Origin of the sequence: Duganella aceris (assembly GCF_011090165.1) — a bacterium.
GTDB classification, from domain to species: Bacteria; Pseudomonadota; Gammaproteobacteria; order Burkholderiales; family Burkholderiaceae_D; genus Rugamonas; species Rugamonas aceris.
The window spans coordinates 20,163-43,173 of record NZ_JAADJT010000010.1 but is presented as its reverse complement, the minus strand read 5'-3'; the positions used below and the strand labels follow the sequence as shown (position 1 = coordinate 43,173).

The 23,011-nt window shown below is 64.5% G+C and carries 17 protein-coding genes and 1 tRNA gene; 6 read left to right on the top strand and 12 right to left on the bottom strand.

Features of this window, described 5'->3' with window-relative positions; all coding sequences use genetic code 11:
- Positions 1–15: 15 nt before the first annotated feature.
- The 5 genes from GW587_RS21140 to GW587_RS21120 all read right to left on the bottom strand — a co-directional run bounded on the left by GW587_RS21140 (position 16) and on the right by GW587_RS21120 (position 11,988).
- Positions 16–1,689 carry a GH39 family glycosyl hydrolase gene (locus GW587_RS21140; protein ID WP_166106587.1) on the bottom strand — a complete coding sequence of 558 codons (1,674 nt, stop codon included), beginning with the start codon at positions 1,687–1,689 and terminating at the stop codon, positions 16–18.
- A complete protein-coding gene (locus GW587_RS21135) occupies positions 1,689–5,036 on the bottom strand; it encodes a DUF4450 domain-containing protein (RefSeq protein ID WP_229259581.1) in 3,348 nt (1,115 codons plus the stop codon). The genes GW587_RS21140 and GW587_RS21135 overlap by 1 nt, the downstream gene beginning before the upstream one ends.
- Positions 5,037–5,124: 88 nt before the next feature.
- The gene (locus GW587_RS21130; RefSeq protein ID WP_166106586.1) at positions 5,125–6,042 is read right to left on the bottom strand and encodes a transglutaminase family protein; all 918 of its coding nucleotides are present in this window, start codon (positions 6,040–6,042) and stop codon (positions 5,125–5,127) included.
- The gene (locus GW587_RS21125) at positions 6,039–8,600 is read right to left on the bottom strand and encodes a circularly permuted type 2 ATP-grasp protein (RefSeq protein ID WP_166106585.1); all 2,562 of its coding nucleotides are present in this window, start codon (positions 8,598–8,600) and stop codon (positions 6,039–6,041) included. Before GW587_RS21125 ends, GW587_RS21130 begins: the two co-directional genes overlap by 4 nt.
- 37 nt (positions 8,601–8,637) lie before the next feature.
- A complete protein-coding gene (locus GW587_RS21120) occupies positions 8,638–11,988 on the bottom strand; it encodes a transglutaminase family protein (RefSeq protein WP_166106584.1) in 3,351 nt (1,116 codons plus the stop codon).
- 215 nt (positions 11,989–12,203) lie between these two features.
- Here GW587_RS21120 and GW587_RS21115 point away from each other — a divergent pair, with 215 nt between their 5' ends.
- Positions 12,204–12,998: a transglutaminase-like domain-containing protein gene (locus GW587_RS21115; protein WP_166106583.1), complete on the top strand. Its 795-nt coding sequence runs from the start codon at positions 12,204–12,206 to the stop codon at positions 12,996–12,998.
- On the opposite strand, the gene GW587_RS21110 is transcribed toward GW587_RS21115, so the two are convergent.
- A complete protein-coding gene (locus GW587_RS21110) occupies positions 12,925–14,052 on the bottom strand; it encodes a zinc-binding metallopeptidase family protein (protein ID WP_166106582.1) in 1,128 nt (375 codons plus the stop codon). The genes GW587_RS21115 and GW587_RS21110 overlap by 74 nt on opposite strands.
- 146 nt (positions 14,053–14,198) lie before the next feature.
- On the opposite strand from GW587_RS21110, the gene GW587_RS21105 reads away from it, so the two are divergent.
- Entirely contained in the window at positions 14,199–15,332 is a 1,134-nt protein-coding gene (locus GW587_RS21105; RefSeq protein WP_166106581.1) for a branched-chain amino acid ABC transporter substrate-binding protein, read from the top strand.
- 9 nt (positions 15,333–15,341) lie between these two features.
- On the opposite strand, the gene GW587_RS21100 is transcribed toward GW587_RS21105, so the two are convergent.
- The gene (locus GW587_RS21100; RefSeq protein WP_166106580.1) at positions 15,342–17,000 is read right to left on the bottom strand and encodes a hypothetical protein; all 1,659 of its coding nucleotides are present in this window, start codon (positions 16,998–17,000) and stop codon (positions 15,342–15,344) included.
- Positions 17,001–17,176: 176 nt separating this feature from the next.
- Between GW587_RS21100 and GW587_RS21095 the strand changes: the two genes are divergently transcribed.
- Positions 17,177–17,842 (top strand): hypothetical protein, encoded by a 666-nt coding sequence (locus GW587_RS21095; protein WP_166106579.1) that lies wholly within the window; start codon positions 17,177–17,179, stop codon positions 17,840–17,842.
- A gap of 93 nt (positions 17,843–17,935) precedes the next feature.
- Here GW587_RS21095 and GW587_RS21090 read toward each other — a convergent pair whose 3' ends face one another.
- The 5 genes from GW587_RS21090 to GW587_RS21070 all read right to left on the bottom strand — a co-directional run bounded on the left by GW587_RS21090 (position 17,936) and on the right by GW587_RS21070 (position 20,489).
- Positions 17,936–18,181 (bottom strand): hypothetical protein, encoded by a 246-nt coding sequence (locus tag GW587_RS21090; protein WP_166106578.1) that lies wholly within the window; start codon positions 18,179–18,181, stop codon positions 17,936–17,938.
- A gap of 254 nt (positions 18,182–18,435) precedes the next feature.
- Positions 18,436–18,813: a hypothetical protein gene (locus GW587_RS21085; protein ID WP_166106577.1), complete on the bottom strand. Its 378-nt coding sequence runs from the start codon at positions 18,811–18,813 to the stop codon at positions 18,436–18,438.
- Positions 18,810–19,412 (bottom strand): lysozyme family protein, encoded by a 603-nt coding sequence (locus GW587_RS21080; protein ID WP_229259580.1) that lies wholly within the window; start codon positions 19,410–19,412, stop codon positions 18,810–18,812. The genes GW587_RS21085 and GW587_RS21080 overlap by 4 nt, the downstream gene beginning before the upstream one ends.
- A gap of 9 nt (positions 19,413–19,421) precedes the next feature.
- Positions 19,422–19,937, bottom strand: a complete 516-nt coding sequence (locus GW587_RS31440) for a PAAR domain-containing protein (RefSeq protein ID WP_229259579.1) — start codon at positions 19,935–19,937, stop codon at positions 19,422–19,424.
- A 476-nt stretch (positions 19,938–20,413) separates the two neighbouring features.
- Positions 20,414–20,489: transfer RNA gene (locus GW587_RS21070), tRNA-Phe, on the bottom strand.
- Positions 20,490–20,566: 77 nt separating this feature from the next.
- Here GW587_RS21070 and GW587_RS21065 point away from each other — a divergent pair.
- The 3 genes from GW587_RS21065 to GW587_RS21055 are packed head-to-tail and all read left to right on the top strand — an operon-like array spanning position 20,567 to position 23,009.
- Positions 20,567–21,787, top strand: coding sequence for an FAD-dependent monooxygenase (locus tag GW587_RS21065; protein ID WP_166106576.1), 1,221 nt, complete (start codon positions 20,567–20,569; stop codon positions 21,785–21,787).
- A gap of 22 nt (positions 21,788–21,809) precedes the next feature.
- A complete protein-coding gene (locus GW587_RS21060) occupies positions 21,810–22,538 on the top strand; it encodes a DsbC family protein (RefSeq protein WP_166106575.1) in 729 nt (242 codons plus the stop codon).
- Positions 22,539–22,550: 12 nt separating this feature from the next.
- Positions 22,551–23,009 (top strand): (2Fe-2S)-binding protein, encoded by a 459-nt coding sequence (locus tag GW587_RS21055; RefSeq protein WP_166106574.1) that lies wholly within the window; start codon positions 22,551–22,553, stop codon positions 23,007–23,009.
- Positions 23,010–23,011 lie beyond the last annotated feature (2 nt).

Here is a 23,011-nt window from a genome sequence, read left to right as displayed (position 1 = left end):
AATACACAGCGATCTTCAGTAGCCGAGCGTGATCAGCGACACCGCCTGGCGTGGAAGCTGGATTTTGATGGTGGCCTTGCCATCGGGCGTGTCGAGCGTCGTTGCGGTGCCTGACTCCTGCAGCTCGCTGGCTGTTTGCAGTTCCGCGACTTGCGCGGGGCTCGGATTGGCGGGAGCCCCCATGCGTTTCCAGGCGCTGTAGGAATTGCTGGTGTCGTTGTCGACCCGGTAGTGACGCAGTCGCACCTGCCTGGCGGGGATGCCGGCGATCTGCAGTTCCACCGGCGAGCCGGCGTCGATGATGTCGTCGTCGTGATAGTTCCAGACCATCACGGCGATGCTGTGCTTGTCCCTGGTGGCCAGCGCGTTGATGTCGGTGCGCGCGCCGCGTACGCCGTCCGCCATGATGCGCGCGGCATCGTAGGCCTGGTCGCCGCCGACCGCCACCCGCTCGCCGCCCATCTTGCCGAACATGCGGAACACGTTCAGCACCGGCTTGTTGATGCCGTTGGTCGCCAGGTCGCGGAAGCCGGCGAACCAGGGCTGGTCCTCGAATTCGAACGACCAGTTCACCGCGCCGATCAGATTGACGCCGCGCCGGGCGGCGAGGTCGAACTCGCGCGCGATCGAGGCCGCCGTGTAGCTCGAATACAGCGTGCCGTTGCGGTAGGCGTTTTCCGGGTTGGTCTGCATGCCGCAGGCGGCGCAGCCTTCGGGATCGGATTCGCCGATGATCACCGGGATGCCCTTCAATTCAGGATACTTCTGCACCAGCGCGAAGCCGTCGTCGAGGCGTTTGAAGTGGGTGTTCATGCCCATCCTCACCACGCCGTCGACCAGCTTGGGCGCGCCCTTGGCGTGGAAGGCGACGAAGTCCAGCGGCGAGCCGGTCTTGCCGGTGGCGAGGTTCTTGCCGCGCAGGGCGTGTTGCAGGAAGTCGTCCATGAAGCGTCCGGCGCCGGCGGTGTGTGGTCCGCCCATGCGCGCGGTGGGCAGCGCGCGCTTGACGGCGTCGGCGGCGTAGTCGTACATTTTGAAGTATTCGAGCTTGGTGTCGGGGGCGATCAGATACAGGCCGTCCGGTTCGTTCCACACTTCCCAGTACCAGCTTTCGACTTCCTTCTGGCCGTAGCGTGCCACGCTGTGCCTGACCCATTGGTAGATCAGTTCCGCCCACTTGTCGTAGTCGTTGGGCGGGGTGGCCCAGCCGGTCATGATCTCCTGGTACGGCGTGCCCGGTTTCCATTGGTGCTGATACGGCTGCGGGCGTTGCGACAGCGCTTGCGGCATGAAGCCGATCTGCGCCAGCGGCTTCATCTTGCGTTCGACATAGGTGTCGAAGATCTGGTCGATGATGGTCCAGTTGTAGATTGGCTTGCCGTCCTTGTCTTCGCTGTACATGCCGGTCGAGCCCCATTTGAGCGCGTAGCTGCCGTCGCCGGAGGTCATCAGGTTGTGGGCGCGCACGTACACCGGCACCGGGCTCAGGGCGGCGATGTCGCTGAGTAGTTTCTTGCCGTTGGGCGCGGTGGTGTAGTTCGGTTCGTCGTAGCCGAACCAGGCCCAGATCGGGGTCATCGGGCCTTGGACCTGGGCCGCGTCGATGGTCAACTTGACTGGCGCCGGTGCTGCGGCTTGGCAGAGTTGTGCGCTGGCGGCCAGGCACAGGGTGGAAAGGAGTCGCTTCATTATTTATTCCTTTGGTCGAGTGTGGCGGCCAGCAGGCCGATGACCACTTCGTTGGCCAGCGTGCGCACGGTCAGGCTTTTGAGTTGCCGGTTTTTGTCCAGCGGGATTTCGAGCACGGTCGCGGAGCCGCCGTCGATGGTCTGGCCCTGCGGTTGCGGCGTGCGGACCTTGGCCGTCTTCAGATCGACGCGTATCGGGAGTCGGCCGCAGTAGGGGAATTGGTAATCGTCGATGAAGTAGTCTTGTTCGATGGGCCACCAGTTGTCGGGGTTGCGTAGTGCTACGCGCTGCTGCGTGCCGTCGATGTAGCTGACGATGATTTCGCCGTTGTCGAAGCGGCTTTGCATGTAGTTGGTCGATCCGGCCATCAGCAGGAAGGCGCGGCTGGCCTGGCCTTGCAGTGGTATCGATGTCTGGCGTGGGTAGTTGTCCCACTGCGAGGTGAACACCACGTTGGCGGCGCCGGCGGCGGACGGTGTGGCGAAACTCAGGCCGTTGGGCAGGCGCAGCGTGCCGCCTTGCGCGCGCAGTCCGGCATCGTCGATCCGCGCCATTTCGTTGACGTGGCCGGCCCAGGCGCCCAGGCCCTGCGACGGCAGTGCCAACGACACGTACGGCGAGCGCGGCGACTGGTATTTGCCCGGTTTGAAAATCTCGGTCACGCGGTCGTTGAACCATGGCGCCAGATCGACATGGCGCGGTTGCACCGGCGTCCCGTTCGTCCAGCCATCGCCCACCGGCGCGCACGCCGTCGCTTTCGGCGTTTCCTTGGCCGCCGCCGTTGGTCGCCACCAGCTGAAGGCACCCTGGGCGTACTGCGTGAAGCCGGCGTGGCCCGTGGCGGCGGTGGCGCGGGTGGCGCCCGCATCGATCGCCGCGCCGCGCCACCGTATCTCCACCTCCGCACGCTGGCCGAACGGGATCTCGACCTGCAAGCGGGGTTCCAGCACGCTATCGCGCAGCTGCGTCCAGCGCGCCGGCTTGCCGTCCACGCGCACCGACACCACATGCTCGCGCAGTACCGGCACTTCGAGCACCAGACGCGTAAAGCGCGCAGCGTGCTGGCCGATGCTCCAGCGCTCCGCCAGCCCCTCGCGCCGATAGGCGAACGACAGGTCCGGGTGTTCCATGCTGGCGTGCTCCCAAGCGCGCGGCAAGCCCGGACGCACGGTCAGCGTCTTGGTCAGCGCGTCCGGCCGCACACCGAACAGCCCCTCCACCAGCATGCGCGACATGACCCCGGCGCCGTCGGCGAAGTCGCGTTGCGCCTCGCGGCGGTACACATCGAGATAGTTCATGGTGCCGATATTGCCCGGAGTGATACCCATGTACAGACTGGCCAGCACCGCACCCTTGGCCAGATCGAACGCCGTGTCGCCACGCCCCGCCTGCCAGTAAGCCAGCGCCGTATGCTGCACCTCGCCCATGACGACATTGTTGATCGACCAGCTGTAAGGCATCCAGTCCGACGTCGGCAATACACGATAGGCCCGGTCGGCCGGCACGCCTGGACCGGTCACCGGGATCGGACGCAGATGGCGATCCAGATCGGCGGCCATGCGCGCCGCCTCGAACCGGTCCGGCACCGCCGAATCGAGCGTGTGATAGAAGCTCCACAAGCCGTAGCTCGGATGCAGCGCCTGCGTGCCCAGCAGGTCGCGATACTCGGCAAACGCGCCGCGCTCCGGCATCCACAGATACTTGCGCATGGCGCGGTGGATCAGCTCCGCCTCCGCCTGATACGGCTTGGGATCCTTGCCGATCAACGCGGCGATGCGTGCGGCCATCTGGTTATGCCAGGCCTGATAGGCAGACGAGTGCGTCGCGCCGCCGCCGTTGTAGTACAGGTCATCGCTGGCCCAGATCACCGCATAGGCTTCGTACAGCGGCAGCTTGTCCGGACCGTATTCGCGGCGGAACAGGCGTCGCTCCCATGCCAGGTGGCGTTCCAGCACCGGCCATATCGACTTGGCGTAGTCGACGTCGCCGGTCCACAGCAGATGGCGCAGCATACCGTCGATGAAGACGGTGTTCATGTCGTAGTGGGACTTGCTCAAGTCGCCGTTCGAATGCAGACCGGGTTCGTTGCGCGACAGGTTGGCGCCCGGATCGGCGGGCGGCAGCTGCGCGGCGATGGCGGAGGTATTCTGCTTCGCGGCCCACAGATCGAGATTGCTGCGCGCGCGGTCGTGCCGGCCCAGCGTGTCCAGCGCGTACGGCCCGCGCCAGCCGAGCAGCTTGGTGCGCCAGGCGATGGCGCCGTGCATGATCGCGCCTTCGTCCTGGTCCCATAGCGCATCGGCGGTGACGTTGAGCGCGCCCATGGCGGCATTCAGGTATGGATCGGGCGTATCGATGCGCACGCTGGCGCGTATCTGTTCGAAGTGGGCGCGGGCTTCCGCCAGCCGGCGCGGCAGTTCGACCGGCGTCAGTGCGCGAGCCGGCGCGCTGGGTGCGGCGGTCTCGCTCCTGGCGCCCACTTCCACGTACACCCCGAGCTCCCTGGTCGCGGCGCGCCCCGTGACCACGAAGCCGAGCTGCACACCCTGTTCGGCAAGCGGCACACGGCCGACCGCCACGTTGACGTCGGCGCTCTCGCCTGCGCCGAGCAGCGCCGCCAGGTCGTTCCATTGGCGGGCATCGGCGCGCTGGATGACCGCCTGCGGCGACACCGTGGCGCCGATGACGGCGCTGGCGCTGGTGGCATTGAATCCATCGGGCGCGAGCTCGATCCTGCTGCCGGCCGCGTGGGCGGGCGCGAACTGGAAGTACTGGCTGATCGGAACGTTCTCGGTGCCGATGTCGCCATCGCGCCGCCCCCGCTCGCCGTTGCCGGGACCGAACGCGAACAGCAGCTCCACCGGCTGGCCCAGCCCGCGGCCGCGCACCTCGATGCCCAGGCCCTCGCTGGCGGCATAGGCCACCGCCACCACCGTGATGCGCCCGTCGGCGCCCAGCAGATCATCGGCGATCTCGTATTCAAGTTCGCCCGGCCGGTAGCGCGTCGTGATCGACGCCGCCTCGTGCAGCCACTTGGTGCCGGCCGCCGTGCGTATGCCCAGCCGCAGATTGCCGCCCCGTCCGGGCAGGTACAGCGAGAACTCGGGCAGATCGCCGCCGTCGGCGCGAAACGCGGTGTTACCGCCGTACAGCGGACGATTGAAGAATTCGCGGCCGTTCCGGATGACGAAGTCCTGGCCGTCCGGGCGATAGCGCAACGGCTGCTGCATCTGACCGGCGAGATTGGGGTGGCGCGACAACGCAGCGGGCTTGTAGGTCTCCGCCGCCAGGACGGGACGCCCGGAAATCAAACACATGGACAGCAGGACCAGCGCGCGGGTTTTCATGTGGCGTCGAATGATCGAAATAGATCATCGACTATATATCCGGCATCCCCGCTTGGCGCGGCCCGCTACGAAATACTCATGCGGATGCTCAGATCAGCGGCAGCGGCGTGACCGTCACCTGCACGTCGAGCGTCTGCTGGCCGCCGCCCAGCACGATGCCGCGCATCGGCGTGACGTCGCTGAAATCGCGGCCCCAGCCCAGCGTGATGTGGTCATGCTGCACCAGGCAGCGATTGGTCGGATCGAAGTCGACCCAGCCCAGCGCCGGGCAATACACCGACACCCAGGCATGCGACGCGTCGGCGCCGATCAGGCGCGGCTTGCCTTCCGGCGGGTGGGTCAGGATGTAGCCGCTGATGTAGCGCGCCGGCAGGCCGATGCTGCGCAGGCAGCCGATCATCAATTGGGCGAAATCCTGACACACGCCGCGCCGGCCGCTCAGCACCTGTTCCAGCGGCGTCGAAATCTCGGTCGCCTTGCCGTCGAATTCGAAGTCGTCGAAGATCCGCTGGGTCAGATCCAGCGCCGCGTCGAGTTGCGGCCGGCCGGGCGTGAAGCTGAGACGCGCGTATGCCTCCAGTTCCGGGAACCAGCTGACATGCGGCGACGCGTACAGGTAGCGGCAGGCCTCCAGCGTGGCGGCGCTTTTTTCCTTGCCCATCATGTCGCGCGCGCTCTCCCACGGCAGCGTGCCGCCGATCCGCGCCAGGCCGTGGCGCGCGCGCAGCGCGACCATCGATTCGGCGTGCACCAGCAAGCTGTCGTGCGGCGAGGTCAGCGCCACATGGCGGACGCGGTTGCCGAAGTAATCGGTGCCGTCGCTGCTCTCGTCGATGACCGGATCGAGCCAGATCAGGTGCGATTCGGTCTGCTGATAGGCGAACGAGCGCGGCGTCATGTGCAGGTATTGCTGCGACAAGGTGACGGTGCTGTGATAACGGTAGCGCGTTTCATGCACCACGCGATAACGCGCGCACACATCGCCGCCGGCCGGCAAGTCGATCATGATGTGCGTTTCCTTTGCTGACCATCGGTATAGCTGAAGAACTGCACGCTGATTTGTTCCGACAGCGCCGCGCTGGCGAGCTGGATCCGGTTCAGCAAGTCGCTCAAGGTGGCGTTGCCGTGATTCAGGTCGGCGCCCGGTTCCAGCGCGATCAATTCGTCCTTCAACGGCGCCAGCAGGTGTTCGCCGCAGGCGCCGTGGGTCAGCGCGATCTTGCGCAGCGCGCCCAGGATGCCGTCGATCTGGAACAGGATCGAGCGCGGATTGGTCTCGTCGCGCAACAGCAGGTCCAGCACCGGCAGCCACTCGGGCTGGGCGCGGTAGCGCGCGCGGTAGGTGATGATGCTGTCCGACAGTTCGAGCAGCCATTCCAGGTTGCCGTTGACGTCCATCGCCAGCGCGCGTTGCAGCACGATGCTCTGGAATTGCAGCCGCTCCAGGCGGCGGCCGATCGACATGAAACGCCAGCCGAGGTCGCGCGTCATGCCGTCCAGCGCGAAGCCGGACAACATCATCAGCGAGGCGGCGGCGTCGTCGAGGATAGTCATGACTTCCGATTGCGACGGCCGCTCGCCGGGGCGGGCGGACGGCTGCACCATCCGGTTCAGCGCGCGCCAGTTGTCGACCGAGAAGCGCTCGTGCAGCTGGCTGGCGACGCGGTGCAGCTGCCGCTGCTGCCGGGGCAGCCCGGGGACGGTGGGCGACACCACCGCCAGCAGCAGCGCCGATTCGATCTCGGCGTCGGTGAAGATGGCGGCGGCCGGCGCGCCACCCTGGCTTTGCGTCTGGCCCGGGCCGGGCGCCGCCGGTTTCTTCTCGGCGTCGAGCAGCTGGAAGCGGATGCACAGCGCCTCGACGGTCGACCATTCGGCGCCGCGCTGGTCGAAGCGGACATTGAACAGGAAATTCAGCGCCACCCGCAGCAGGCGGCCGATATTGTCGCAGCGTTCCGCATGGCGCCCGAACCACAGCAGGTTCTCCGCCACGCGGCTCGACAGGTTGGTGTCTTCGCGCACCAGATCGGCGCTGGTGATGCTGTGTTTTTTCAGGCGGGTCACCTCCACCCGGGCGCGCGCCTGGACCCAGGTGTCCTTGCTGGCGCCGCCCATCTGCATGGTCAGCACGCGCGAGTCCGGGCCGGTGGCGACCCGGGTCAGGCCGCCCGGCATCACCACATAGCCGTTCGGCGTGGCGCAGGCGAACACCCGCAGGCCCATGGCGCGCGGCTGCAGGCCCGAGCCCGAGCCGCCCTTCCATACCGGCGCGCGCGACAGCCGCACCAGCTCCTGGGCGGTGTAGTTGTTCGGATTGGCGCGCAGCTTGGCGATGAAGGCTTCGCGCGCGGCGCCGTCCAGATCCTGGCCGAACACGGCGAACTGCGGCAGCTGCGAAAAACTGGGCTTGATGATCAGCCGGTCCAGGTTGGCGACCACCGCTTCCAGCGCGGCCGGTTCGCCGCACCACCAGGTGGCCACCGACGGCATCTTCAACGGCTCGCCCAGCAGACGGCGCGACAGCGCCGGCAGGAAGCCGAGCAGGGCGCCCGATTCCAGCAGGCTGGAACCGAGGCTGTTGGCGATCAGCACATTGCCGCGGCGGGCGGCCTGGGTCAGACCCGCCACGCCCAGCATCGAGCTTTGCAGCTCCAGCGGATCGCAGCATTCGTCGTCGACCCGGCGCATGATCACGTGGACCCGGTGCAAACCGGCCAATGTTTTCAGATACACCACGCCGTCGCGCACGGTGAGGTCGCCGCCTTCGACCAGCGGCAAGCCCAGATAGCGCGCCAGGTAGGCCTGCTCGTAGTAGCTCTCGGTGCGCGGGCCGGCGGTCAGCAGCACGATCAGCGGACTTTCGCCGTCGCGCAGCGGCTCCGGCGAGTCGCCCTTGGCGGCGCACAGGCGGCCCCAGTGCGTCAGGCTGTCGTGCATGGTGCGGAAGAAGCCGGCCAGCGGCTGCACCTTCAGCTCGCGCAGCAGGTCGGGGAAGGTGGGCGAGATGATGGCGCGGTTTTCCAGCGCGTAGCCGGCGCCCGATGGCGCCTGGGTGCGGTCGGCCATGACCCACCAGCCGCCGTCCGGCGCGCGCGCCAGGTCGATCGCATAGAAATGCAGGGCGACGTCGTCGTGGTGCCGCATACCGTGGCAGGGCCGCAGGAAGCCGGCGTGGCCATGGATCAGCGCCGGCGGCAGCAGGCCTTCGCGCAGCATCTCCTGCTTGCCGTAGACGTCGCCCAGGATCTTGTTGAGCAGGGTGGCGCGCTGGATCACGGCCGCTTCGATGCCGGCCCATTCCTCGGGCGGCAGGATCAGCGGCAGGACGTTCAGGTCCCACGGCCGTTGCCGGCCGTCGGCGTCGGCCGGGACGTTGTAGGTGACGCCGTTCTCGCGCACCTGGCGCTGCACCATCTCGACGCGCTGCCGCATCATGGCCGGCGCTTCGTGCTCCAGGTTGGCCAGCATCGCGCGCCAATGCGCGCGCGGCACCCGGGCCGCGTCGAGCATTTCATCAAAACTATCCGGTGCGGCGAGATAGTGGGCGAACAATTGATTGGGCATGGCGCGCTGCTTTACTGGGTCGGAACGGAACGATAGGTCAATCTGCCTGCCAGCGCAAGTCAAGCGTCATCGGGAAGCTCGGATTACGCTCCTCTTTGCGCACCGTCATCGGCCCCGGCGTGTGCCCATGCGGCCAGAAACGCGCGAAACGGCGCGCTTCGGCGGCGTTGGCGTTGACCGGCGACCCCACCTCGCTGCGTCCGCCCGGATGCACCACATGGTAGGTACAGCCGCCGATGGCGCGCCCGCTCCAGGTGTCGACCAGGTCGAAGGTCAGCGGCGCCTGCACCCGGATGGTCGGATGCAGCGCCGACCACGGGCTCCAGGCGCGGAAGCGCACCCCGGCCACGTATTCGCCCGGCACGCCGGTCGGATGCAGCGGCAGCATGCGGCCGTTGCAGGCGACCACGTGGCGGCCGTCGGTCAGGCCGCGCACCAGCAGCTGCATGCGTTCCACCGACGAATCCACATAGCGCGCGGTGCCGCCGGCGGTGACTTCCTCGCCGAGCACGTTCCAGGGCTCGATCGCCTGGCGCAGCTCCATCTCGACGCCCTCGTAGACCACGGTACCGAAGCGCGGGAAGCGGAATTCGATGAACGGCTCGAACCAGTGGTCTTCGAATTCGTAGCCGGCGGCGCGCAGGTCGCGGGCGACGTCGCGGATGTCCTGGGCGACGAAATGCGGCAGCATCCAGCGGTCATGCAGCGCCGTGCCCCAGTGCACCAGCTTGGCCTGGTAGGGCTGGCGCCAGAAGCGCGCCACCAGCGCCCGCAGCAGCAACATTTGCAATAAGCTCATGCGCTCGTGCGGCGGCATTTCGAAGGCGCGGAATTCGACCAGGCCGAGGCGGCCGGTGGGGCCGTCCGGCGAATACAGTTTGTCGATCGAGAACTCGGAGCGGTGCGTGTTGCCGGTCAGGTCGACCAGCATGTTGCGCAGCAGGCGGTCGACCATCCACGGCTTGTCGCCCGGGTGCATGGTGGGCAGCACCTGGTCCATCTGCTGGAAGGCGATCGCCAGTTCGTACAGGTTGTCGTCGCGCGCCTCGTCCACCCGTGGCGCCTGGCTGGTGGGGCCGATGAAGGTGCCGGAGAACAGATAGGACAGGGCGGGGTGCGTCTGCCAGTAGGTGATCAGGCTTTTCAGCAGGTCGGGCCGGCGCAGCATCGGGCTGTCCTCGGCGGTGGCGCCGCCTAAGGTAGCGTGGTTGCCGCCGCCGGTGCCGGTGTGGCGGCCGTCGAGCATGAACTTCTCGGTGCCCAGCCGGGTCAGGCGCGCTTCCTGGTACAGCGTCGACATGTTGTAGACCAGCTCGTTCCAGCTCGCCGCCGGGTGGATGTTGACTTCGATCACGCCGGGGTCGGGCGTGACGCTGAGCAGCTTGATGCGCGGGTCGCGCGGCGGCGGGTAGCCTTCGATCCACAGCTTCATCTTCAGCTTGGACGCGGTGTTTTCCACCGCCGTGACCAGCGCCAGGTAATCCTCGATGCGCTTCAGCGGCGGCATGAAGATGTGCAGGCGGCCGGCGCGCGTTTCGATGCACAGCGCGGTGTGGATGACGTCGCGCGCGGCCGGCTCGGCCGGTGTGGCCTGTTTGGCGGCTTTCTCGGCCTTCTCCGCCGACTTGCCGGCGGCCAGTCCCAGGATCGGCCGCTTGTCCCTTTTTTCCACCGGCAGCTCGCCGCGCGGGGCGAACGGATCGACGTCGTATTCCTCTTCTCGGTCCTCCGGCAGCACCCATGGCAGCGTGGCCAGCGGCAGGCGCAGGCCCATCGGCGAGTCGCCCTCGATCAGGTACAGGTGCTCGCGCCGCAGCGGCCAGGCCGAGGTGCGCCAGCTGGTGCCGAGCATTACGGACGGATCGTACTCCGCCGCCTTCAGCGGCAGCACGTAGCCGGCCACCTGGCCGAGGCCGCGTTCGAGCAGGCGCGCCAGCCGGCGCCGTTCCTCTGACGCTTTCAGGTCGGCCTTCAGCGGGTCGAGGTTGCGCGGCAGCGCCTGCTCGCGCTGGGCCTGTTGCAGCACGTCCTCGTAGGCGGCGATGGCGCTGTCGGCCGGCAGGCCGAGCGACTTGACCAGCGCCTCGGCGAAGCGGCCGGCCTGTTCGGGACCATAGCCGTCGTCGACGTGTTCGTCCGAGAACAGGCTGGCGTCGAGCCACATCGGCTGGCCGTCGACGCGCCAGAAAATATTCAGCGCCCAGCGCGGCAGCGGCTCGCCCGGATACCATTTGCCCTGGCCGTAGTGCAGCATGCCGCCCGGGGCGAAGTGGTTTTTCAGGCGGTGCATCAGGTTGCCGGCCAGTTCACGCTTCTTGTCGCCGTGGGCGAGGGTGTTCCATTCGGCGCCGTCCATGTCGTCGATCGAGACGAAGGTCGGTTCGCCGCCCTGGGTCAGGCGCACGTCCTGGCGCTTCAGGTCGGCGTCGACCTGCTGGCCGAGGCGGTCGATCTTTTGCCAGTCGTCTTCGCTGTAGGGCTTGGTGACGCGCGGGTCCTCGTGGATGCGGGTGACCGTCATCTCATGGAAGAAGGTGACTTCGGCCTTGTCGGTGAAGCCGCTGACCGGCGCCGCCGACGACGGCATCGCGGTGCAGGCGAGGGGAATGTGGCCTTCGCTGGCCAGCATGCCGGAGGTCGGGTCGAGCCCGATCCAGCCGGCGCCGGGGATGTAGACCTCGGTCCAGGCGTGCAGGTCGGTGAAGTCTTCAGCCGCGCCGCTGGGGCCGTCGAGCGCTTCCTGGTCGGCCCGCAGCTGGATCAGGTAGCCGGACACGAAGCGCGCCGCCAGCCCCATCTCGCGCAGGATCTGCACCAGCAGCCAGCCGGTGTCGCGGCAGGAGCCGGAGCGTTTTTGCAGCGTGTCCTCCGGCGGCTGGACGCCCGGCTCCATGCGCAGCAGGTAGGCGATGTCGTGTTGCAGGCGCTGGTTGATGGCGACCAGGAAGTCGTTGGTGCCCATCGGCTTGGCCAGCAGATCGCGCCGCGCCGCCGCCACCCATTCCAGCAGCAGCGGGCCCGGCGGCTCGGCCTGGAGGTAGGCGCTCAGTTCCGCCGTCAGTTGCTCCGGGTAGGCGAACGGGAAGTTTTCGGCGTATTTCTCGACGAAGAAGTCGAACGGATTGATGACGGTCATGTCGGCGACCAGGTCGACCGTGAAGTCGAGCATGTCCGCCTTTTCCTGGAACACGAAGCGGCCGATGTAATTGCCGTACGGGTCTTGTTGCCAGTTGATGAAATGGTCTTCCGGCTGCACCGTCAACGAATACGACAGGATCGGGGTGCGCGCATGGGGCGCTGGGCGCAGTCGCACTTCATGCGGCGACAGGCTGACCAAACGGTCATAACGGTAACTGGTCTTGTGATGCAGCGCGATACGGATAGCCATGCGGGGTTGCCTTTCGATGTGGGCGCGATCGCTGCCAGCGCAATATGTGGTTGAGTAAGCATGATTCATACCTGCAATACGTGCACCGCACGGCGGGCACGCTTCTTGATAATACTGTTGGTGTAATATACAACGCACCGTCTCATGATGATTCAAACGGCAATTTTTGCGCCGTTATGGTGCGTTCAACCTCGATTCAGAAAGCGATTCCCCCCATGTGGCTGCGTACTGGTTGCAAGCTCGGTTTTACCCTCGCCAGCCCGACGCCTTTCATCCTGATGCTGCGTCCGCGCAGCGGCGCGCAACAATGGGTGGCGCGTGAAAGCTACACGCTGACGCCCAGTGTACCCGTGCTTGAGTTCACCGATACGTACGGTAACCTGTGCCAGCGGCTGGTCGCGCCGCCCGGCGAATTCTCGATTCATACCTCGGCCGATGTGATGACCGCCGACGACATCGATGTCGAACCCGGCGCGCCGTTCGATTCGGTGCAGAACCTGCCGGACGGGGTGCTGACCTATCTGCTGCCCAGCCGCTATTGCGAATCCGAACAGTTCTCTGAAATGGCCAGCGAGATCGTCGCCGAGGTCGCTCCGGGCTACGATCAGGTCAGCTGCATCAGCGACTGGATCCGGCGCGAGGTGCGCTTCAATCCTGCGACGGTGTACGGCCAGATGACGGCGGTCGAAGTCAACCAGCGGCGCGAGGGCGTGTGCCGCGACCTGGCGCATCTGGGCATCGCGCTGTGCCGCAGCCTGTGCATCCCGGCGCGCATGGTGGTGGGGTATTTGCATGGCCTGGAGCCGATGGACCTGCACGCGTGGTTCGAAGCCTACGTGGGCGGCCGCTGGTACACCTTCGATGCGACCCAGGACGCGGCGCGCGGCGGCCGCGTGACCCTGGCCTACGGGCACGACGCCGCCGACGTGGCGATCTTCAATCAATTTGGACCGGTACTGGCGCCGCACGCGATGCAGGTGTCGGTGGAGCTGCTGGAAGGGCCTCCTTGAAACCGCCGCGCACCACCCGGTGCACGAATTCCAGCTTCTCCAGCACCGGCGTGCTGAGCTTGAAGGGATACGAATCCGGCATGCCGATGCTGCGGTTCAAGCTGTTGAGCACGTAGGTCAGGGCGAACCAGTCGTTCAGGGTTTCGCTGAACGCGCCGGTTTTCGTCGGCATGGTCACGCTGTCCAGCGATGGCTCGTCGGCCTTGACGGGATGCAGCGACAGGCCGCAGGCATGCGCCGTCTCCAGCGTATCGATCATGTGCAGGTAGTGGGCCCAGGTTTCCGCCCAGTCTTCCCACGGATGCGAGCTGGCGTAACTGCTGACGAAGCGCGACTCCCAATCGGCGACCGGACCTGCGCTGTAGTGGCGCTGCAGCGCCTCGCTGTAATCCTGGCGCTCGTCGCCGAACAGGGCGCGGAAGCCGTCGGTCCATTGGGTGTTGTCCACCAGCCGGTCGAAGTAGTAGTGCCCGCTTTCGTGGCGGAAGTGTCCCAGCAGCGTGCGGTAGCGCTCGTGCATTTGTTCGCGCGTGCGTTCGCGCTCGGCCGGGTCGGCTTCGGCGATGTTCAGCGTGATCAGGCCGTTGTCGTGGCCGGTCATCACGCATTCGTCCGTCACGCCGTCTTCGAGGAACTGGAAGGCCAGCCCGGTCTCCGGTTCGATCTCCTTCGAGGTCGGACTCAGGTTCAGCGACGCCAGCGAGAACAACAGCCGGCGCTTGGCCGCCTCCAGGCGCGACCAGAGCACGCGGTTCTTTTCGGTCGACAGCGCCGGAATGATGACGGTCAGCTGGCACGACTCGCACAGCTCGTGCGGATCGTCGGCCGGCAGCATCCAATTGCAGACGTTGTACTGCACGTAGTTGCCGCACTGTTTATACAGCTTGCCTTCATCGATGCGGTTCAGGCTGCGCCATTGGCCGGTCTCGGTCTGCTCGAAGCTGTTGATGGTGCGCTGCGCGGGCTGATAGCCGAGCATGCTTTGGCAGTGGGAGCAGAGGGTATTTTCAAAAAAGACTTGATGCGAACACTTGTCGCAGTGAAACGTTTTCATGGATGGCACCGGTGGCTGGATGGGTTGTTAGTGGTTGTTGATAACAATCTAACAGCAAATCCATTTACAGGAAGGCCGTGTCGGACAATGCCTCGCCTATCGTGCGCGGGGTAAGATGCGAGAATTACTCATCATTTGGAGCGACAATGACGCGCATTCTTCTGCTGTTGGCTTGTGGACTGTGGAGCGGCGCCGGCATGGCGCAGGAAGTGGTGAAGATCGGCGTGGCGGGGCCGCTGTCGGGAGAGATCGCGCATCTCGGCAAGGCGATGGAGAACGGCGTGGCGCTGGCGATCGACGACCTGAACGCGCGCAATCTCACCATCGGCGGCAACAAGGTGGTGTTCCGGATGCAGAGCGAGGATGATGCGGCCGATCCGAAACAGGGCACGGCCGTGGCGCAGAAACTGGTCGATTCGGGCGTCAAGGCGGTCATCGGCCACGCCAACTCCGGCACCACGGTGCCCGCTTCGCGAATCTACAACGCCGCCGGCATTCCGCAGATCTCGCCGTCCGCCACCACGCCCGCCTACACGCACCAGAAATTCGCCGGCGCGCTGCGCGTGGTGGCCAACGACAATATGCTGGGCAGCTCGATGGGACGCTACGCGGTGGACCAACTGGCCGCGCGCCGCATCGCCGTGATCGACGACCGCTCCGCCTACGGACAGGGCGTGGCCGATGAATTCGCCAAGAGCGTGCAGGCGCGCGTGCCCGGCCTGAAAATCGTCGGCCGCGAATTCACCACCGCCAAGGCCAGCGACTTCACCGCCATCCTGACCAGCCTGCGCGCCAAAAAGCCGGATCTGGTGTTCTTCGGCGGCATGGACGCCACCGCCGGCGGCATCCTGCGGCAGATGAAGGCGCTGGGCATGCAGCAGCCGTTCATGGGCGGCGACGGCATTTGCACCGAAGCACTGCCGGCGCTGGCCGGCGGCGGCATGCGCGACGGCGCGGTCTATTGCGCCGAAGCCGGCGGCGTCGATCCGGCGCACGAAAAAGCCGTCAACGACTTCGTGGCCCGCTTCAACGCGCGCTTCCACAGCGACATCCAGACCTACGCGCCATATGCCTACGACGCCACGATGACGGTGGCGGCGGCGATGCAGCAAGCCGGCTCCACCGATCCGGCCAAATACCTGCCGGTGCTGCGGCAGATCCAGTATCCCGGCCTGACCGGCATGATCCGCTTCGACGCCAACGGCGATATCCGCGACGGCGCGCTGACCGTTTCCACCTACCGCGCCGGCAAGAAAGTCAAACTGGTCGTGCTGCGCTAGGCGCGGCGGTCAGAAGCGGGGGCGGAAGATGTACTCCATCCGGTCCCGGCACACCTGCCAGGCGTCGGTCTTCGGCCCCGCCATCACCTCGGTCACCATGGTCGCGGCGCGTATCGGGTTGGACTGGCGCAGCTGCGATGCCGGCCCCAGCTCGCGTTCCAACGCCGCCTTCTCGGTCTTGCAGCCCTCGATGGGGCCGCCGTCGACATTGTCATCGCCCAGCATGGCCATGCCCGGGCCCATGATCGCCGGCGAGACGATGGGCATCACGAACAACCAATCGTCCTTCGCCTTCATCGCGTGCGAATAGGCGTAGAACGCCTTGCCGGACTCCTTGCATTGGGTGGCGTAGCATTTCCAGAATGCCACCCGCGCATCGCGGATATCGGCATCCAGTTTCTCGATCAGGCGGACCATGTCGCCAACCGCGCCGGCAACATTGATGAGGCCGCTCGCCACGTTGGAGCCGCTCTGTTCCTCGGCCTCCTGCTGGGGACCGGTCATGACCCAGGTTTTACCTTCGACCGGGGTAAAGCGGTAGAACGGCCGGCCGGGGTCGCCGCTGGGGCGGTTGCGCTCAAGGTCGCGGGTCACCTTTTTGAGGAAGTCGGCGCTCACCAATTGCTTGCCCGCCAATTGCTGGGTCATCACTTCGATCAGCACCATATTGCCAGGCCATAAGTTGCTCCAGTCGACATAACTCCAACTCTTCATTTCAGCCATCGCGTTGTTCGCAGTGAAGACCTCGGCCATCTTGAGGCGACGGTGCGTGCGGTAGTAAATGATTTTCTCGATGCGCTTGACCGCCAGGATGGCGGGCCCGGCCAGCTCCTTGTCCCAGGCATCGAAGCTGGCGCGTTTCGGCCCGTCGGCGCTCAGGCCTTTGGACTTGATGTATGCCACTTGCGCCAGGCGGATGATGCGGTCGGAGAGGCCGCCGCGCAGCGCGGCGTCAAAGGGCTTGGAATTCAGACCGTCGAGATTGTCTTCCATGGCGCCGATCTCGCTGTCGATTTGCTTGGCCAGGGCGCGGTCCTGCGCGGCGGTGGTCGGCGGCAGCGCGGTTGCGGCTTCCTTCCAGACTTTGATGAGGTCGCCGTATTTTTTCTTTTGCTGGTCTTCCCAGGCGGCGGTCGTTTCCTGATCGCGCTTCTCGCGGGCCGCGATGATATTCTTGATATCGTCCATTGCCGTGGGTCCCCACACCAGCGTCAATGCATCGCCCCAGGTGGCGGGACATTGGCTGACCGCGATGTCGGCCGTCAGCGAGCGCTTGATGCCGCTCATGCCGTTCATGGTGCTGTCGGCCACCTGGCTCAGGTCCGGGAGACTGTTGGCCCACAGTGTCATGTTGCGATAGTGATTGCGATTGCCTGGCCTGCTGTAGGTGCAAGACAAGGTCGGTGCCCTCAATCGCAACGCGTAATTCAATTCGACCGAGCCGGGTTTCGACTCACTCAGGCGCCAAGTGTCTTCCGCCGGGTCGAAGGGGCCGACGCTGCTTCTGTATGCCACGGTTTTCTTGAAGCGCGGCGCCGGGATCGCATCGTCCGCCTGCGCGGTCGCGCCCGCGAAGCAAGCAGCGGCGAGTCCGGCCCATATCGCCAGCTTGAGCGCGGCGCGCGCCGGTTTGCATTGATCCGTACGACCAAAAATCCAGTTCGACATAGGCAATTCCCCCGTTGATGTTGAGCGCCGCACGCCACCATGGCATGGGCCGATGCGTGTCTCCCGAACCGTGGTTTCCAACCACTTAGTTATCATGATTGTATCGTAAAATATCTTTTAGAAAATAATCAAGGCATGATTTTCGCTGAAGATAGTTGCCGTTCAGGCATAATGGCGTGGCCTTGCTCAGCGGCGCCATCGCGTTCGGCCTGTTCTTCGGCTTCAATCGGCTGCATCACCGGGTGGAGCATTGGATCGAGCATCTATTCTTTCGGAAATGGCGCACCAATGAGCGGGCGCTGCGGCGGTTCATGGCGAAGGCGGAGCACTTCGTTGCCGCCGACGCGCTGATCGCGGCGTTCGGCGCGGCGCTGGACCGGTTTTCGGATCCAGCCGGCAATGCCATCTATCCGATCGGCCCGGACCAGCAGTTCGACCTGGCGTTCAGCACGATCGCGGCGGCGCCCGCCAGCTTGTCGGCGGATGGCGATATCGCCGTCACGCTGCGTGACACGCGCAAGTTGATGGGCCTGGATACCGGCAATGCCGATGTGCCCGGCGCGCTGGTCCTGCCAATGTTGCAGGGCAGTCTATTGAAGGGCTTCGTCGTCATGGGCATCAAGACCGATTCACAAGGCTACCGGCCCGACGAGGAGCAGGTTCTTGAAGCGGCGGCGCTGATCGCGCTGGACATGAATAGCCTGGATGCCGCGCAAGCCGCGCAGAATCTGGCGCAGATGGAGTTGGAGCGCAAACTGCTGCTGCAACGCCAGGGTTTTCTGGGGCACGAGCTGGCGGCCTTGCACGGCGTGTTGGCCAAGGCCGTACAGGCGCCAGCCTGAGCTATTCGAGCTTGAGTTCTCTTCTGACGTATGGCATCAAGCGTTCGCGTTGCGCCGCATCCTTGCTTTCGCTCAGCGAAATATACAGCGTCATCATGACGCTTCGCAGGTTGTGTCGATGCCCCATGAATTGCTGGCCCATCGCGTCACGCTCGGAAGGATGAATGGATCGGCCGCGCTCATGAAGGGGGCGAGGCGATCGGCGGCCGCCACCTCACCGAGCACGATGGCCGCGAAAGGCTGGGCCAGTCCGGCCGCATCCGAGTGTTTCAAGCTGCCAGCTGCGTCGTGCGCAAGTTGCGCAAGGTCGCCGGCTGCAGCTTTTGCGATCGCATCCACGACTCCAGCGCACCGAAGGCGACTTCGTAGCGCAGTACGGGATCCGGGTCGCCCAGGCAATCAGCCAGGCCCAGCGCCAGCGCCTGACGTTGTCGCTCACTTCGTAGCCTGCCGCGCTCATGGCGACGAGTTGGGCGCTAGACATGCCCGCAGGCGGGCAAGCCGCAGTAGCGTACGTGAAGTATGTTCACGGGGGCCCGAGGCGGAATCGACCACCGACACAAGGATTTTTAAGACGGTTGCCGACAATTTAGTTAACCGGCTGCATCATGAGCGTCAGCTGGTGCAGGGCACTCAGCAGTCCAACGCACGACTTTCATACCGCGAACATGTTCACCGATTGTATCTACGCGTAAGCAGATTTCTTTCTTTCGATAGTAAAGGACACATCTGGCACTATCGTTGGAGCATGAATCGACTTCCATGAATTTTCGGAGGACAAGTTCCTTCTCGACGCCGTCATATTTATAGTGGTCATTGATGTGCATTGGAATTGGCTTCCACCCATCTTTGAGCAGCAGCATTCTTGCTTTCGTAAAACGGAGGTTGGGCTTGAGGTAGGGTGGGGATTCTGCGGCAAGCAGTGGGGCTGCCATTAGAGAGAGAATCAGAACAAATGAAAGGCTTTTCATTTTACGATTCCCCCAAAGTTCTTGTATGCTTGGATGAAGTTTTCGTAGCTAACATACGGTTGGGGTGGGTAGTGGTTTCCCTTGCTGGGTCCCTCTGGGAGGGCTGCCCATTTACGCGCGGCGGGAGCCATACTATCAGCGATCTCACCAGCTTTGATTTTTTCAATGACGCCTATGCTGCGTAGCATCTCCACTGCGATCAAGTCTTGGGTCTCCGGCTTGAAGTCAGTGAGGCCCATCGCCTTCACACCGTGGTCGCGCCAAGTTTCTTTGGTAATCTGATACATGCCTGCCGCTGTCGAGCCATGGTAGCCGGGGCCTGGGTGCGTGCTAAAGTCTGTGAAGCGCCAACGGTCCTTCTTCTTCCCTTTTATCGCTCCATACATGAAGTCGTAGCCGCCTCCTTCGGCTTCAGCAATGGCCTTCAGAAACGCTTGGATATTTGCATCATTCAGATACTCCCGATTCTCCGCTAGTCGTTGCTCTTTCTCACACTTTACCCTGACCACCTTGGCCTCTGCGTCTTCATGGGGTGTTGTATTTCTAGTTGCGCGGTGATGCAGGGTGCGGCCTGATGGCGAGGTCACAGTTGAAGACATATTCTGATCCTAAAAGAAAATCTCGATCGACTCAGATGCCGCCGATGTAGCGATAAGATGCGTGTGACCGTTGGCGTCCGTGGTGCCAAATTCAATTTTTCCGCTCGGCCCCTTTAATGCATACTCAGCGTTGGCGAGCGGCTCGCCGGTATCCTCGTCGATCAGGACATATCTATCATCGAACATCCGGTCTTTGCTGGCCGTTATTCCTGCGGCTTGCGTGCTGCCGGCTGCTGCATCGCTAAGGTTTTGATATCTGACGGATTGATTTGGTAATAGCCGGGGAGGATTGGCGCAGCGGCAAAGGCATAAGTCGTTTTCCAACGCCACATTCTTGCCGTTCCAGGTCTCTGGAATTCGAGGACCGATGCACATGATCTTCCCTTGAGATTTACATACCGGGCAGAAAATCACATCCCTTTCGAGCGCTATTGTGACGCCGTTGATGCTGCCGTTGCTGCTAGCCGTGATGACCTTGCCGCCTACCGAGGTCGATGCACCCAACGTGATCGTATGGCGTTTCATCTGGAAATCCTTGACGAGGTAAAGCGGACACTGATGGTGGCCTTCCGGGAATTATTGATCAATGGAATAAAATTGGATTGCGGAAGCGCAGAAGCTTGTCTGCCAAACCGCCCCCGACTTCCCCTTTTCCCAAGATGGCGAAAATCGAGAGGTCGGGTAGACGGATACGGAGGTTGCGCCGAATAGATAGTCGGGGCAACAGGGGGAGAGGGGGATCGCTAGCGACTTGAAGGACGGGGACGGGGCGACACGGACTGCGGTAGGGGGCTGGGGGAACCCAGAGGAGACCGCGCCGGCATTTCTCGCAACGGACGGGATAAGTCACCCGCACTGCGGCATGGAGTGAAATCGAAATGAAATTCATGACGCACGGAGTGAGATGTCGCTTTGTACCGGATTGGACCGACACAAGGAGTTTGCCGTGCGAAAACAAAAACGCCAACCTGCATGGGTTGGCGTTCTGTGTGAAGCATTCTTGGTGGCCCGGGGCGGAATCGAACCACCGACACAAGGATTTTCAATCCTCTGCTCTACCAACTGAGCTACCAGGCCAAGGAGCAGAATTATAGCAGGCGGGGAAGAAATTGCAAGGGGCAATTTCTCGACCCCACAAACGCTATAATGGCCGGATGAATAATCCATCCTCCTCCGCAGCACTGCGCGTTATCGAGAGCGATATTTGTATTGTGGGCGACGGCGCCATCGCCAAGACCACGGCGCTGGGCCTGGCCCAAGCCGGTTTCAGCGTCACCTTGCTCGGGCCGCCGCCACCGCCGGCATCCGCGTTCGCCGGCGATCCCGGATGGGATGCCCGTGTCTACGCCCTGAACCACACCGCCCACAATCTGCTGTCCTCCCTTAAAGTATGGGGCGCGCTGGACGCGGCCCGCGTGGCGCCGGTCGATGCGATGATCGTCCACGGCGACGGCGCCCATGCCGGCGGCCTGGCCTTCGACGCCTATGGCGCCCACACCGGCACGCTGGCGTGGATCCTGGAAGACCGCAACCTGGGCCAGGCGCTCGACGCCGCGCTCAAATTCGCCCAGAACGTGAAGCTGGTCCACGGCCGCGCCACCGCGCTGCTGCGCGACGACGCCGGCGCCAGCGTGCTGCTGGACGACGGCGCCAGCGTCAGGGCGCAGCTGGTGGTCGGCGCCGACGGCGCCCAGTCCTGGGTGCGCGGCCAATGCGACATCGGCCTCGATTACCGCAGCTACGCGCAGCGCGCGGTGGTGACCAACTTCGCCTGCGAGAAGCCGCACCATGGCGCCGCTTATCAGTGGTTCACCGGCGCCGAAGGCATCGTGGCGCTGCTGCCGCTGCCGGGGAATCAGGTATCGCTGGTGTGGTCGGCGCCGGAAGCGCTGGCCGATACGCTGCGCGCCGAGTCGGCGTCACAGATCGCCGCGCGCCTCGCCGTCTACGCCAACGACAAGCTGGGCGCGCTGACGCCGCTGCAACCGGAGCTGGTGCGCGACTTCCCATTGCGCCTGATCCGCCCGCACGCCATGAGCGCGCCGCGCGTGGCGCTGGTCGGCGACGCCGCCCATGTCGTGCATCCGCTGGCCGGCCACGGCATGAACCTGGGCTTCGCCGATGTGGCGCAGCTTATCAAGACGTTAAGCGAACGCGAACCGCAGCGCGGCATCGGCGACGACCGCGTGCTGGCCCGCTACGAGCGCGCGCGCAAAGAGGACGTGCTGCTGATGCAGCTGACCACCGACGGCCTGGCGCGGCTATTCGGGGCAGATATCGAGCCCCTGCGCGTGGTTCGGAATTTCGGATTAAACTTGCTGGATAAATTACCTGTGCTGAAGCGCCGCCTGATCTCGCACGCGATGGGCAAGTGAACAAGCACACACCGGAGAAGTCATGAGAAAGAGTAAGCCCGTTTTGCTGTTGTTGTCGGCGCTGATGGCGTCATGTGTGGGCGCCGAGACGCCGCCGAGCACGGAGGCGATCAAGAAACTGATCGAGCCGCGCCTCGGCACCAACGTGAAAGTGGATTCGATCAAGGAGACCCCTTACAGCGGCCTGTATGAAGTCCGCATCGGCAGCGACATCCTGTACACCGACAAGACCGCGACCTATCTGATCAACGGCCATATCTTCAACCTGACCACCGGCGCCGACCTGACCCGCGACCGCATCGATGAGATCAGCAAGATCGCGTTCTCCGATCTGCCGCTGGATAAAGCCATCAAGACCGTCAAGGGCGACGGCAAGCGCGTGATCGCGGTGTTCGAGGATCCGAACTGCGGCTACTGCAAGCGCTTCCGCCAGACCACGCTGAAGGAAGTCGACAACGTCACCGTCTACACCTTCCTGTACAACATCCTGTCGGACGATTCCTTCGTCAAGTCGAAGAACGTCTGGTGCGCGCCGGACCGCAACAAGGCCTGGGACGACTGGATGGTCGGCGGCAAACCTGCGCCGGCGGCGGTGGCGTCCTGCGCCACGCCGAACGACGAGGTGCTGGCGCTGGGCCGCAAGCTGGGTGTATCGGGCACGCCGGCGATCTTCTTCGCCGACGGCTCGCGCATGCCGGGCGCGGTCGACATCAAGACGCTGGAAGACAAGTTCGCCAAGATCAAACAATAAAGGGCCCAATCCATGATCACTCTGAACATCAACGGCAAGGACATGCAGGTCGACGCCGATCCATCGACGCCGATCCTGTGGGCGCTGCGCGATAACCTGAACATGACCGGCACCAAGTTCGGTTGCGGCGCTGCGCTGTGCGGCGCCTGCACCGTGCACCTGGCCGGCCAGCCGATCCGCTCGTGCATCACGCCGATTTCGGCCGCCGCCGGCCAGAAGATCACCACCATCGAGGCGATGGAGGGCGACAAGGTCGGCAAGGCGGTGCAGGACGCCTGGGTCAAGCTCGATGTGCCGCAATGCGGCTACTGTCAGAGTGGTCAGATCATGAGCGCGACCGCGCTGCTGCGCACGAACAAAACGCCGTCCGATGCCGATATCGACAACGCGATGAGCGGGAATATCTGCCGCTGCGGCACCTATCAACGCATCCGCGCCGCGATCAAAGACGCCGCCAAAACCATCGCCTGAGG

Coding starts and splice junctions, on each gene's coding strand:
- GW587_RS21140 (WP_166106587.1), bottom strand. CDS start 1,689: ATGAAGCGACTCCTTTCCACCCTGTGCCTGGCCGCCAGCGCACAACTC.
- GW587_RS21135 (WP_229259581.1), bottom strand. CDS start 5,036: ATGAAAACCCGCGCGCTGGTCCTGCTGTCCATGTGTTTGATTTCCGGG.
- GW587_RS21130 (WP_166106586.1), bottom strand. CDS start 6,042: ATGATCGACTTGCCGGCCGGCGGCGATGTGTGCGCGCGTTATCGCGTG.
- GW587_RS21125 (WP_166106585.1), bottom strand. CDS start 8,600: ATGCCCAATCAATTGTTCGCCCACTATCTCGCCGCACCGGATAGTTTT.
- GW587_RS21120 (WP_166106584.1), bottom strand. CDS start 11,988: ATGGCTATCCGTATCGCGCTGCATCACAAGACCAGTTACCGTTATGAC.
- GW587_RS21115 (WP_166106583.1), top strand. CDS start 12,204: ATGTGGCTGCGTACTGGTTGCAAGCTCGGTTTTACCCTCGCCAGCCCG.
- GW587_RS21110 (WP_166106582.1), bottom strand. CDS start 14,052: ATGAAAACGTTTCACTGCGACAAGTGTTCGCATCAAGTCTTTTTTGAA.
- GW587_RS21105 (WP_166106581.1), top strand. CDS start 14,199: ATGACGCGCATTCTTCTGCTGTTGGCTTGTGGACTGTGGAGCGGCGCC.
- GW587_RS21100 (WP_166106580.1), bottom strand. CDS start 17,000: ATGTCGAACTGGATTTTTGGTCGTACGGATCAATGCAAACCGGCGCGC.
- GW587_RS21085 (WP_166106577.1), bottom strand. CDS start 18,813: ATGAAAAGCCTTTCATTTGTTCTGATTCTCTCTCTAATGGCAGCCCCA.
- GW587_RS21080 (WP_229259580.1), bottom strand. CDS start 19,412: ATGTCTTCAACTGTGACCTCGCCATCAGGCCGCACCCTGCATCACCGC.
- GW587_RS31440 (WP_229259579.1), bottom strand. CDS start 19,937: ATGAAACGCCATACGATCACGTTGGGTGCATCGACCTCGGTAGGCGGC.
- GW587_RS21065 (WP_166106576.1), top strand. CDS start 20,567: ATGAATAATCCATCCTCCTCCGCAGCACTGCGCGTTATCGAGAGCGAT.
- GW587_RS21060 (WP_166106575.1), top strand. CDS start 21,810: ATGAGAAAGAGTAAGCCCGTTTTGCTGTTGTTGTCGGCGCTGATGGCG.
- GW587_RS21055 (WP_166106574.1), top strand. CDS start 22,551: ATGATCACTCTGAACATCAACGGCAAGGACATGCAGGTCGACGCCGAT.